Source organism: Clostridium beijerinckii HUN142 (assembly GCF_000621745.1).
GTDB lineage: Bacteria > Bacillota > Clostridia > Clostridiales > Clostridiaceae > Clostridium > Clostridium beijerinckii_A.
Genome location: NZ_JHXK01000028.1, coordinates 1 through 13,527 on the forward strand (window position 1 = coordinate 1; position 13,527 = coordinate 13,527).

Consider the following 13,527-nt stretch of genomic DNA (forward strand, 5'->3'; position numbering starts at 1 on the left):
TTCTTAGGAAGTACACCTTTTCTCTTTATATATTCAGTTAAACTTGGCAAATCTCTTGTTTTGTATTTAGATAGTGAATTTAAGGCTATACTCATCAAATAGTGCTTTACATATGGATTTTGAAATCTTTCTATAATCGCATCTGCAAATTCTACTAATTCTTCATGAGGTAAATCTAAAGTTTCTATGATTTCATCATATATTACATCATGAACATATTTTCCTATAACTTCATGATCAACAGATTCTCCTACAGTTTCTAATCCATAAAGATATGCTACTGGAACCATTGCTGTATGAGGTCCATTTAAAATTCTAACTTTTCTTGTTCTATATGGTGTCATATCATCTACAACTTTTACATTAAGTCCTGCTTTTTCTATTGGTAATTCATCTTTTATAGATTGAGGACCTTCTATCACCCATAGATGGAATATCTCACCTACATCTACAAGGTTATCATCATATCCAAGTTCTGCTCTAACTTCATCAATTGTGTCTCTTGGATATCCTGGAACTATTCTATCAACTAAGCTACAGCAAAAAGTATTAGCATTGTTTATCCAATCCATAAAATCTTGTCCTAAATTCCATATTTCTGCATACTTTAATACTATTTCTTTAAGTTTTTCACCATTTCTATCAATAAGCTCACATGGGATTATTATAAAACCTTTACTATCGTCACCATTAAATGCATTAAATCTATGATATAAAAATGCAGTTAACTTACCTGGATAACTTTTTTGACATCCTCCATTTAAAGTATCGTTTTCATCAAATGCAATCCCTGCTTCTGTTGTATTTGACACTATAAATCTCAATTCTGGATTTTCTGCAACTTTTAAATATTCATTATAATCTCTATAAGGATTAATTCCTCTGCTTATGCTATTTATTACTTTATGTGTCTTTGATGCTTGCCCATTTTGCACACCTTGTAAATATAAAGTGTATAAACAATCTTGATCATTAAGCATATCCACAAGACCACTTTCTAGCGGCTGAACAACTACGACACTTCCGTTAAAATCTGCTTCATCATTCATCTTATCTATTTGCCAATCAACAAAAGCTCTTAAAAAGTTACCTTCTCCAAATTGCAATACTTTTTCCGGATATGTTTTAAACTCTTTATATAATTCCTTATTTAATTTCACGGCTATTCCTCCTAAATTTTAACTTCAGTTATATCATTGTATGAAAATAAGCAGTTTACTTATTTTCATACATGTAAAATTACATATTAAAGTATTTATCTGCGTTATTATAACTAATATCAGATACAATCTGTCCTAGGTGTTCCATGTCATTAGGTAATTCACCATTTTCTACCCATTCACCAATTACGTTGCAAAGTATTCTTCTAAAATATTCATGTCTTGTGTAGGACAAGAAGCTTCTAGAATCTGTTAGCATTCCAACAAACGTACTTAACATTCCTAAATTAGCTAAAGTTCTAATTTGATCTTGCATACCGATCTTGTGATCGTTAAACCACCAAGCTGATCCAAATTGTATTTTTCCTTTGATTCCATCTCCTTGGAAACATCCAAGTAGAGTACCTATTGTTGAGTTATCATTTGGATTTAAGCTATATATAATTGTCTTTGGCAATGCGTCTTCACTATTTAGTGAATCTAATAATCTTGATAATGGAATTGCAACTTCTGTATCATTTAATGAATCAAATCCAGTATCTGGTCCTAATTTTTCGAACATTTTTGAATTATTATCTCTAACGCAATTCATATGGAATTGCATAACCCATCCTAAATCATGATATAACTTTCCAAAAAACTTTAATAAATATACTCTTAATTTATTTTCATCTTCAAATGAAACTTGTCCATTCTTAAGTACATTAGCAAATATTTCTCTAACCTCTTCTATAGAAGCATTTCCTACCGGAACGAAATCTAATGCATTATCTGATACTCTGCATCCAACTTCATGAAAGAATTCAACTCTCTTTTTTAACGCTTCTAAATATTCATCAAAGTTTGCAATTTTTGAGCCTACAACTTCTTCCAGTTTCCCAAACCATTCTTTGAATGTTTCTTTATTAACTCCTAATGCTTTATCAGGCCTAAATGCTGGTAACACTTTAACATCAAAACTTTTATCTTCTTTTATTGCTAAATGATATTCTAAAGAATCTATAGGATCATCTGTTGTACATATCACTTTTACATTTGATTTCTTAATAAGATTTCTTACTGTGAACTCATCGCTATTTAACATCTTATTAACTTTTTCCCAAATAGCAGGTGCACTTTTTTCATTTAAAACTTCATCAATTCCAAAGAATCTCTTAAGCTCTAAGTGTGTCCAATGATAAAGCGGATTCCCGATAGCAAATGATATAGTCTTCGCCCAAGCCAAGAACTTTTCATAATCACTTCCATCTCCTGTAATATATTTTTCATCTATGCCCAAAGTTCTCATTTGTCTCCATTTATAATGATCACCATAAAGCCATACTTGAGTTATATTCTCAAACTTTTTATCATCCAATATTTCCTTTGGATTAATGTGGCAATGATAATCGATAATTGGCATTTTCCCTGAATAATCATGATATAATTTTTCAGACACTTCGTTGCTTAATAAAAAATTTTCATCCATAAACTTTTTCATATCAAATCCTCTTTCCTTTTTTGTTCACGTGAACAAAAATACGTGCAAATTACTGTTCACGTGAACATTTTGTTGTATCTACTTGATAACTTTATTATAATATCATATTTCAAATAACGCAACACTTTTTTGTGAACGTTAACAACTTTTTTTAATAATTAGTGAATTTCACCACTAATTATTAAAATTGATTATTAAAGTTCCTTTACTGATTTTCTTACTACAAGTTGAGATTGTATATAAACTTTTTCTTTATCTACTTCCTTGTTTTTTATAATATTTAATAAGTTTCTTCCACCATATTCGCTCATAGCTAAAGAATCCTTTCTTACGCTTGTCAATGGAGGAGTTACATAGTTACAAAAATTACTATCATCAAATCCTATAATTGAAATATCCTCTGGAACTTTTAACCCAGTTTCAACTATTGCTTTCATAGCGCCAACCCCTATATCATCATTAGCACAAAAGACTGCTGTTGGTCTATTTTCTAATTCAAGTAACTTTTTCATATTCTCATATCCGCTTTTCAAATCATATCTGCCACTTAAAATATATTCCTCATTGATAGGAATATTATTATCCTCTAACGCTCTTATATATCCTCTTTTTCTATATACTGTCGATTCAAATTCCTTATTTCCTTGTAATAATGCTATTTTTCGATGATTGTTCTCTATAAAATAAGTAACAGCATCATAAACTCCTTTTGTATCATCTGACATTATATTTACTATTCCTTCATTTTCAATATATCTATTTATAACTACAGTTGGTATATTTTTTTCTAGAATAGTTTGTATGAATTCATCGTCATTTTTGCTTTGGCTTACAACAATTATTCCATCAAAATTTCTATTATCAATTAAATGAGAGTACTGATAATCATCTATACCTCTTATAACCAAATTATATTCTTTATCTATGACATTGTTGACTCCTCTTATTATTTCGTGAAAGAATGTATCTGATGTACCTTCGCTAATTGATGAAAAAAACACTCCTATAACGTATGATTTTAACAAAACAAGACTCTTAGCACTATAATTGGGTACATAATTTAATTCTTTTGCTAAAGCTATAATTTTAACTTTGGTTTCTTCATTAATATATGGACTATTGTTAAGCGCTCTAGACACTGTTGTATGAGAAACATTAGCCAATTTTGCAATATCCTTTATAGTGACACTCATATTTTTACACTCCTTATTAAGTAAATCTTTTTCACCATATACGATAATCACAGTATATAAAAAATCTTAATTTACTTCTAGTAATATTTTAATAATTAAAATTTATTTTTGCAACCTATAACGATTCTAACTGTTTTTCCTCACTTTATCAATGTTATATCTAATCTTTATTATTTAGTTGTTTTCACAATAATCTTCAATAGTTTGAGCAACTATTTTTGCTTGTACTACTGCTTCTACTACAGTTTTAGCACCGGTAACAACATCACCCGATGCAAATGTACCTCTTTTAGTTGTATTTCCGTTATCGTCGGTTATTAACAATCCCCATTTATTAGTATTTAATTTTGTTGTATTTGAAACTATATTAGTTCTAGGAGTTTGACTTACAGCTATAATTATTGAATCACATTCGAAAAATTCTTCTTTTTCTTTAATAACTTTGTTTTGAACTTTTCCATCTGCCTCTACTACATTCTCAGTATTAACTAACTTTACTCCCTCTTCTGTTATTTCTAATGGTAATTTAAATAATTCAAAATTAATTTTATCTTCCTCAGCTTCTTTTATTTCTTGCTTTGTTGCAGACATTTGGTCAAAGCCTTTTCTATATATTATTGTCACATCTTCAACGCCATTTCTTTTTGCACTTCTTGCAGCATCCATAGCTACATTACCTGCTCCAATAACAGCCACTTTATTACCTAACTTATAGTTTTCTGGTGATTTTAGATAATCAATAGCAAAATGTACATTTCCTAAAGTTTCACCTTTAATATTTAATGTTTTTGGATTCCATACTCCTGTACCAATAAACACTGCTTTATAACCATCCTCAAATAGTCTATCTAATGTTATTACAGGACCAATCAGAGTATTAGGCCTAACTTTTACACCAAGTTCCATTAATCTTTCTTCAATAGAATCTATTAGTTTTTTAGGTAATCTATATTCTGGTATTCCATACCTTAGCACTCCACCTATTTTCTCATGCGCATCAAAAATAGTAATATTATATCCTTTCTTAGCTAGTATAAATGCAATAGTAATTCCTGCTGGGCCACCACCAATTATAGCAACTCTATCTTTCTTTTTAGAAACAGTTTTAAACCTAGTTTCTTCTATATATTTTTGGGATATTTCCTGCTCTATATCATGAAATCGTATTGGTTCTCCTTTAATCCCTCTTATACAATTTCCCTTGCATTGATCTTCATGAATGCATACTAATGAACATACTGCTGAAAGCGGATTATTTTCAAATAATATTTCTCCTGCTTCCTCAATTTTGCCTTCCTTATACATATTTATAATATCAGGTATAGGTGTTTCGACTGGACAATTAACCTTACAAGCTGGTTTTTTACACAACAAACATCTATTAGCTTCGCCAATCAAATTATCATTATTTTTCATATTTATATTCCTCCTTATCATCATTTGTATATAAAGTATACTAACTTAATTTAGTATTTATTTCAATGATATATATCAAAAAATATGCTATACTTTTTACCATAAAAGATAGCATATTTCATTTATTTTGTATCCATATTTCTTTACATTATATAAAGCCTTGCTTAAATATGAAGTTTATATTTATTATATTATCTTTTATACAAGTATAAAATTCCGTTTTTAGGACTGTATACTAGCTTGCCCGTAAAACCTCTTTTCTTCAATTCTTTTTGAATGCTATACATAAAAAAGCCATGTGTAACGATTAAAACATTTTCCGAGCCTTCTTTTTGGGCTTCATTTAATAATAAATCAACAAATTTCTCAGCTTTCTCTCTTGTAATAGTCTTATTTTCTTGTTGAGATTTATGATTGAAATACCAAGCTATTCTCCCACTAATCGCCCAAAACCAATATGGAAGCTTTAGGTTACTCGTAAATATTGGGTCAATAATAGTTTCTCTAATTAGATCATTTTGAATTATATCATCTTTATATACATGTTGAGCTGTGGTTATCGCTCTTATAAGCGTACTAGAATAACACTTATCCCAATTTATTCCCATAAGGTCAACATCTTTTATAATAACACCACTTATATTATAATTTTCTTCCCAATTTTTAAATTCTTTTGATGTCATAAAAAAACTTTTACGGTAATCAACTTTAAAATGTCTAATAAGACCAACCTTCATAAAAATCCCTCTTGTCTTTTATTATTCATTTAAGAATTATAATTATTTAGGCATTAATTTGCTTAATAATTTCAATTAACATATTCACTCTATTAAATGGAGTTATAAAATATAACCCATCAGCAATATTTTTAAGTTTCTTTCCGATCTCTACAGTAATGCTTACACCAATTCTTTGAGCCTCTTCTTTGCTCATATTTTCCGAAAACAATTTTACATATTTATCTGGTATAGTTACTCCAGGAAGCTCATTGTTTAAGAACATAGCGTTTCTATAACTTACAACCGGAAGTAATCCTGCTAAAATCTTTACATTAGTCCTTTCTTTAATCATTTTCAAGAACTCTATAGCATTGTCATCATAGATAGGTTGTGTTAAAAAAAATTTTGCGCCTTTTTCTATCTTCTTCATCATTCTATTATATTCTACTTCTTTATTTAAAACATTCAAATTCAAAGCACCGCCTACACAAATACTATCTTCTTTGAATATTTCTTCATTCATGCTTTCTATTAATTCTATTAACCTAAATGAATTTAAATTAAATACACTTTTTGTTTCAACTTTACTAGCATCAGATATAGGGTCACCAGTAATTGCAAGGATATTTCTTATATTTTCAATATGAGATCCTATTAGACTTGACCTTATTGCATTAGTATTTTTATCTCTACAACAAACATGAGGCATAGCTTCAATTCCTATTTCTCTCTTGATTTTAGATGATATAATAGTCGAATCTGCCCTAACCTTCGACATTGGTGAATCCGGAATTGTTACTAAATCAATATTGTTTTCTTTACATATCTTAGCTCCATCTATAATTCTTGATATATCGGTATCAATTGGTGCCGATAATTCTATAGCTACAACAAATTCACCATTTTCAAGCTTATCTTTAAAAGTATTCTTAGCCTTTTTCTCAAAACTTTTAACTTTTGGCTCAGCCTTAGTATTAGTATTGACTACTTTAGAATTCTCATTAACTATTTTGGTTAGTTGTTTAATATAGCTTGGATTTGTTCCACAACATCCCCCTATAATAGAAACTCCAAAAGACCTTATTTCATTAACCTTTCTTGCAAAATATAACGGATTGTTTGGATAAACTGTTCTTTCGTGAATTATCTCTGGATAACCCGCATTAGGCAGCACCGAAACAATTTCATTTTCTATATTAATTTTTTTAACCATTTCCAATATATGTGCTGGGCCAGAACCACAGTTGAACCCAAATGCATCTATATATTTTGTATTCCGTACTTCTTTAATCAATTTAGCTGCACTTAACCCATCTCTTGTAAATCCATCTGGCTTAACAGCAAACTGAGTAAGTATGAAACTATCAATGTTCTTATACTTAATATATTCACTTATTTTTTTCAGGTAATTATAGTTACTAAAAGTTTCGAATATAAAAATATCTATCCCATTTTCTAAAAAGCAATCAACTATGTATTTATATTCTTCTAAAACTTCATCGCTAAATTCATCTAAATTATCTGCTTTAATAGGTCCAATACTTGCGCCTATTAAAACAGAAGTATTTCTTGTTACTTCTTTAGCTAAGTTTATTCCTGATTTAATTATGTCCATTAATGTTTCTAACGATACTCCAAGATCATATGTATTAGCAGAAAAAGTATTTGTTCTAATTAGTTTAGCCCCTGCTTCAATATACTCTTTATGTATTCTTTTTATAGTTTCTTTATCATTTAAGTTACCAAATTCACAATATGATACATCATTACCTGTTACTTCTGAATAATATGTTCCCATTGCCCCATCACATATTAGTATATTACTTTTTAATAGCTCTTTTATCATTTTTAATCTCCCCAAATCCTTGTTAATAATACTTACTAGTAAGTATACTATATTTTTTTATTCTAGTCCTCCTTTTTAATACGATTTTCCTATTGCTAAATTTATATTTGTAGCTAACCCACAAATATAAAGTGTATGTTAAAATAAAAAGTAGATCTATCTTCCATGCCATGCATCTAGATAAATCTACTTTTAAATAACTTACTAATTTTTAACCGCCTTATTAACCGTATCTTCTTGAGTTTTCGGTACCTCTATGGTTTTATTCGGATCCTCTGGAATCTTTCCTGACGTAGGATTATTTACAATAGTTCCGTTATCTGGACCTATGTTAATAGTATTGTCATCCTTTGTAGGAGTTGTCACAGGTGTATTTCCCTTACTATCATTTTGCGCAGGAACCTCTGGCTGTAAGTTTAACACTCCATCATCCTTTTGATCTTTTTTAGTGTTATCTATAGCTTTCCCTGAGCCCATATTAGGTAATGAATCGTCAGCCGCTCCATTTATTGTAGGCTTATCTACAGTTGTTTTTTCAGGTTTTGAATCTGAATTTAAATTTGAATTTGAATTAGTAGCCGGAGTAACGACATCATTATTTTTTTCGTCTTTTGCATCCCACTGAGTTACATTTTCTTTATCTTTTATACTTGCAGTAATTTCTTTTACTGGTGCTACGTCTATTTTATTCTTTGTATTCTCATCTACCACTAGAGATGCTTCATATCTTCCTAAGCTTATTCCTTTTGTCTTGGCTTCATCAACATCATCCTTATCACCCTTAACATAAGTAACCTTTTCTGTATTAAAAGTAGATTGAATAACGTCCTTTATATCTTTCTCATAAGCACTGTTATCTTCATTTTTTACAAATGCAAATCCAACCAGTACTTCCCTATTAGTATCTAAATATTTTTTTTCTATAAGTTTTTCTTTTATTTTTTGTACTCCTTCATCAAGAGATATACCTTTAACATCAGTAAAATCTATATTCTTTCCATCATTGTTTACACCTTCAACACTAATAATCTTCAATTTACTATCAGCTTCTATTTGTATACTAGGATTAATATCTAGACTAACAACTGCATACGCTGCATCAGATTTCATGGTATGAAAGAAGGTGAATACTATTAAAAACAACGCTGCAATTGCTCCAATTGACTTAATAAAGTTATTATACCTATAAGTCCCACCATTACTAGCCTTAACGACATCATCTTCAAAATAAAATATTTTTTGCCCTATTTCCATGCCTTTCTTAGGCACAATCTTTTCCATTATGCCATTATCATTTAAAGCTATAGCATAACTTTTTTTAATTTCCATTATTATTCCCCTATTCATTCTTTTCACCTACTTTCTGATCCAATTTTTTAAAGCACTGAGATTCTTGTCAATTATTATTACAACAGAAATTATAAATTTTTTACTTCTTTTTATTACCTTTTCTGTAACCGAGAACTTTAGAACAATCTTTTTGATTGGTAATCTTTTCTTTAAATACATAAAAGATAAAAATTCTTCATCCTTTGATATTTCTTCTGATAAATTAATTGCATTCTTTCTCGTTGCTTGTTGTTTGGGAGCTTCATTCACCAAATCTTCCAAAGTAAAACCAAACGAACTTATTTCATTCTTTAAAGTAGTTATCTCTTCTAGCAACATACTATTATCTTCTTTAGGCTCAAAATATTCATCTCTAAAATCCAAACCTTTGTCCACTAATTCGTCCAAAGATGAATGATTATGCTTATTTTCACCTTTTAAGTAATTCTTTATTCTACTTCCAATTACCAATTTTGCAAAAGATAAAAAATGTCCCTTTTCGTTATCATATCTTTCAATTGCCTCATGAAAACCAAGTAATCCCACACTAAGTTCTTCATCATTTTCGCAAGATACATAGCGACCTGTCACATCTGAAATACTTTTTATTATAAAAGGCATATGATTTTCAATAAGTTCATTTATACTTGTGTTCTTATCAACATTTAAATCTATTAAAACACATTCGAGCATGACATACGCTCCCTTCTCCGGTCATTATTATATACAAAAAAAATTATAAGTTTTGGTACTTTTTATTAAACAAATGTAAAACTTTAATTTCTAGGCTTAATTTAACATTTCATAAAAATACTTTTGTAAAATCTAAACTGATACTTACTATTATATCATGTATTAAATTTATTTTTAACATTGTTAATTGAAAAATCTATTTATAGAACTTTTTTCTCTTAACAATACAATTCATAGTAGTTTTTTATTAATTCAGTAAAAGGTATTATATATATTAATGTTATTAAATCAAAAATTTAATTTCATACTTCTATTTAAACAAAAAAGGAGCTTAGAGACCGGCGAAGGACACTCTAAGCTCCACATTAGCACTTTACGTACCAACTGCTTATTTAGAATAACATAAATAATTAAAAACTTCAACCCAAATGATAAAATTTATTTATATATAAGTTCTATTTAATAAAATTCATAAATATTAGCATTACTGCAAGTGCCGTTACTATTAGATAGAAATTAAAGTTTGATGAATAATCTTTCTTAGGACTCATATATGTTAAATTCAAATTGAAATATATCTACTAACACATTCCCCCATTACCACCACTATTATTATCTCCACCACAAGCATTCATATTATTAGAGTTAGGTTTCACATTTTTATTTGTGTACTTTTTCATATACTCAATAACTCTTGATTGCAATTTGTTTAAACTGTCCAAATATTCATGGTTATCAGGATCTAATTCTACAGCTTTTTTCAAATAAGTAAGCCCACTATCGAACCACCCCTTTTGAACAGATATAAAACCTTGAAGATAATTCCATTCTGCTGAATTCGCATTATTTATTAGGTTCAATTTTGCTTCAGCCTCCGAAAAGTTTTTATCATCAACTAGATCACGAATTTCTTTATATAAATTGCCATTGATAATGAGTTCATATGCCGCACTAAGCGCTAAAACTTTTTGTTTGGTTGTTTCATTTTGATTTTGTGTATATTCTTCTAAAATATTCTTAAATTTATTTTTTATTTCTTCTTCAGAAGCTGTTTTTTCAACACCTAAAACCTCGTATGGATCCAATTTAACTACACCTCTTTATTCTATCTTCTATTCCACTATTAAATATATTTAATAAAAATAGGTAATATTCTTAGATGTGTTTAATTTGATTTAAAATAGCTTAATAGATTTTATTAATTCACTACAAATAATACTTCTTTAAAATTACAGCTCTTATGCTTTCATACTTTATATCCGAAGGTAATTCCTTTTTCAATACATTTATCTTATCGTATCCGCTCTTTTGACAAGCATCTCCAATTAACTTTTCATCTTCTTCATTGTAAAACTCCTCCAAGTTTATATAGAATATATTTTCTCCAAACTCCTTTATATAATCTGTTACATATCCTAGTATAGTTGAAATTGAGAGTTCTAATTTTTGAGATACTTCATGTATATTTACATTCTGCTTAAGCATATCTATAGAAATCTGATCATTTTCTCTGGTTTCTCCATCAATTATAACCTTTTTTCTTTTTCTTTCAATCCACTCCACTCTTATGCCATTTTCTAATAAATATTCATTTACTATATTTATTATCTTTTCACCATACGAACTTATTTTTTTAGGTCCTATTCCTGTTATATCTTTTAATTCATCTAGAGTACTTGGATATCTTCCGCTTATTTCTTTTAGAGTATTTATTGTCAGTGTTGCTTGTGGCAATGTTCTTTCCTTTTTAGCAAATTCTTTTCTTGCATTATCTAATCTCTTGTATAATTCTAAATCTGTTTTAACTTCTAGTTTAGATTCTTCATCTTTATTTACACTCTTTTGTGCCTCTAATGAAACTTCATCACGATCAGGTACCTTAATTTCATGTTCTTCTACAAAATTTCGTATTGCATCTTCAAATACTTTTCCGTATTTATTGTATTTAACTTCCCCAACTCCAGAAATTTTAAGCATTTCATATTTTGTTATTGGATAATTTACAGTCATTTCTTTTAATGTAACATCGCCGAATATTATATATGGCGGAACATTGTTTTCCTTTGCCAGTTCTTGTCTTAAATCTCTAAGAATTTCAAAAAGTTCATTATCTTCACTAGCTTTCTTTTCTACTCTAAACTCTTTTAATTGAACTTTTTCTTGAGATGTTAATACTTTTCTTGATCTGTCATTTAAACTCAATACTGGATATGTACCTTCAACCACATTAATATATCCATGGGAAATTAATGTATTAATAAGGTTTTTGAGATCTTCTGCTGAATATTCTTTCATTAATCCATAAGTGGAAAGCTCATTAAAATGAAATTGAATAACTTTTTTATTTTTAGATCCTCTAAGTACATCTACAAGCATCCCAATTCCAAATTTAACTTTCATTCTATATATGCACGAAAGAACTTTCTGTGCTTCTATCGTCTTATCAACAAATTCCCCTTCGCTCAAACAGTTACTGCAATTATCGCATTGACCATTGTATACTTCTCCAAAATACTCCAAAACATATTTTCTATAGCAATAATTACTATATACAAAATCCATCATTTGTTGAAGCTTTCTATATTGATTATTTTTCCTTTCTACATCTTCTATTGAGTTCTCTATTAAATACTTTTGGACCTGAACATCTTGAGGCGAAAATAATAATACGCATTCACTCTTTTCTCCATCTCTTCCTGCTCTTCCAATCTCTTGATAGTAACTTTCAATATTTCTTGGCATATTATAGTGTACAACATATCTTATATTAGGTTTATCTATACCCATTCCAAAAGCATTGGTTGCTATCATAATATCAGCTCTATCATATATAAAATTTTCTTGATTTTCTTTTCTAGTATTTTCAGATAATCCTGCATGGTAACAAGTCACGTTATATCCTTTAGCTTGTAAAGATTCATATAAGTTATTAACTTCTTTCCTAGTCGCAGCATATATAATGCCTGAAACTTCTTTATTATTTTCTATGTATTTATATAAATATTCTTTTTTGTTACCACTTTTAATCACGTTTATAAATAAATTTTCTCTATCAAAACCTGTTATAAAGACTCTTGGATTATTCAATTTAAGAAGATTTACTATATCTTCTCTTACTTCCTGTGATGCGGTTGCAGTAAATGCTGTTATTATAGGCCTCTTTTGAAGTAAGCTTATAAAATACGATATTTTCCTATAACTTCCTCTAAAATCATGTCCCCATTGAGAAATACAATGAGCTTCATCTACAGCTATTTGAGAAATATTACATTTAGAAATAACGCTCAAAAACTCAAAAGATTCTAATCTTTCAGGTGCTATATAAAGAATCTTTATTTCATTATTTTCAAGATTGTTTATTACTTCTTTTTCTTCTATAGCACTCAATGTACTATTTATTAAAGCACCTTTAATCCCCATATCTTTTAGCGTATCTACTTGATCTTTCATTAGGGATATTAGAGGAGAAATTACTATTGTTATTCCTTCTAGCATCAGTGCTGGTATCTGATAGCAAATTGACTTTCCTCCTCCAGTTGGCATTATAGCAAGTACATCTTCTCCATTTATTATTTTGCTTATTATGTCTTCTTGCCCTTTTCTAAATGACTTATATCCATAATATTTCTCTAAATAATTTAAAGCTACATTATTCATTTAATAATACTCCTTAGATTAATACTTCTATTTA

Annotated in this window: 10 protein-coding genes; all 10 read right to left on the minus strand. The window is 28.9% G+C overall.

Features of this window, described 5'->3' with window-relative positions; translation table 11 throughout:
• Window positions 1–1,160 (minus strand): tagaturonate reductase (locus tag T483_RS0113050; RefSeq protein WP_026887254.1); only part of this gene is annotated, 1,160 nt, incomplete at its 3' end.
• A 79-nt stretch (window positions 1,161–1,239) separates the two neighbouring features.
• A complete protein-coding gene (gene uxaC, locus T483_RS0113055; RefSeq protein WP_026887255.1) occupies window positions 1,240–2,640 on the minus strand; it encodes a glucuronate isomerase in 1,401 nt (466 codons plus the stop codon).
• Between the two features lie 194 nt (window positions 2,641–2,834).
• Window positions 2,835–3,833: a LacI family DNA-binding transcriptional regulator gene (locus T483_RS0113060; RefSeq protein ID WP_026887256.1), complete on the minus strand. Its 999-nt coding sequence runs from the start codon at window positions 3,831–3,833 to the stop codon at window positions 2,835–2,837.
• 174 nt (window positions 3,834–4,007) lie between these two features.
• Window positions 4,008–5,249, minus strand: coding sequence for an NAD(P)-dependent oxidoreductase (locus T483_RS0113065; RefSeq protein WP_026887257.1), 1,242 nt, complete (start codon window positions 5,247–5,249; stop codon window positions 4,008–4,010).
• Between the two features lie 191 nt (window positions 5,250–5,440).
• A complete protein-coding gene (locus T483_RS0113070; RefSeq protein ID WP_026887258.1) occupies window positions 5,441–5,986 on the minus strand; it encodes a histidine phosphatase family protein in 546 nt (181 codons plus the stop codon).
• 46 nt (window positions 5,987–6,032) lie between these two features.
• Entirely contained in the window at window positions 6,033–7,814 is a 1,782-nt protein-coding gene (locus tag T483_RS0113075; protein WP_026887259.1) for a bifunctional homocysteine S-methyltransferase/methylenetetrahydrofolate reductase, read from the minus strand.
• A gap of 204 nt (window positions 7,815–8,018) precedes the next feature.
• Window positions 8,019–9,161: an anti-sigma-I factor RsgI family protein gene (locus tag T483_RS0113080; protein WP_026887260.1), complete on the minus strand. Its 1,143-nt coding sequence runs from the start codon at window positions 9,159–9,161 to the stop codon at window positions 8,019–8,021.
• 9 nt (window positions 9,162–9,170) lie between these two features.
• Entirely contained in the window at window positions 9,171–9,836 is a 666-nt protein-coding gene (sigI, locus tag T483_RS0113085) for an RNA polymerase sigma factor SigI (RefSeq protein ID WP_026887261.1), read from the minus strand.
• 581 nt (window positions 9,837–10,417) lie between these two features.
• Complete coding sequence (locus tag T483_RS0113090) at window positions 10,418–10,921, minus strand: J domain-containing protein (protein ID WP_026887262.1); 504 nt, start codon at window positions 10,919–10,921, stop codon at window positions 10,418–10,420.
• Window positions 10,922–11,042: 121 nt separating this feature from the next.
• Window positions 11,043–13,493: a DNA helicase RecQ gene (recQ, locus tag T483_RS0113095; protein ID WP_026887263.1), complete on the minus strand. Its 2,451-nt coding sequence runs from the start codon at window positions 13,491–13,493 to the stop codon at window positions 11,043–11,045.
• Window positions 13,494–13,527: the final 34 nt, after the last annotated feature.

What these genes read in the sequence shown, in the direction of transcription:
- uxaC (WP_026887255.1), bottom strand. Translation starts at nt 2,640, where the DNA reads ATGAAAAAGTTTATGGATGAAAATTTTTTATTAAGCAACGAAGTGTCT.
- T483_RS0113060 (WP_026887256.1), bottom strand. Translation starts at nt 3,833, where the DNA reads ATGAGTGTCACTATAAAGGATATTGCAAAATTGGCTAATGTTTCTCAT.
- T483_RS0113065 (WP_026887257.1), bottom strand. Translation starts at nt 5,249, where the DNA reads ATGAAAAATAATGATAATTTGATTGGCGAAGCTAATAGATGTTTGTTG.
- T483_RS0113070 (WP_026887258.1), bottom strand. Translation starts at nt 5,986, where the DNA reads ATGAAGGTTGGTCTTATTAGACATTTTAAAGTTGATTACCGTAAAAGT.
- T483_RS0113075 (WP_026887259.1), bottom strand. Translation starts at nt 7,814, where the DNA reads ATGATAAAAGAGCTATTAAAAAGTAATATACTAATATGTGATGGGGCA.
- T483_RS0113080 (WP_026887260.1), bottom strand. Translation starts at nt 9,161, where the DNA reads ATGAATAGGGGAATAATAATGGAAATTAAAAAAAGTTATGCTATAGCT.
- sigI (WP_026887261.1), bottom strand. Translation starts at nt 9,836, where the DNA reads ATGCTCGAATGTGTTTTAATAGATTTAAATGTTGATAAGAACACAAGT.
- recQ (WP_026887263.1), bottom strand. Translation starts at nt 13,493, where the DNA reads ATGAATAATGTAGCTTTAAATTATTTAGAGAAATATTATGGATATAAG.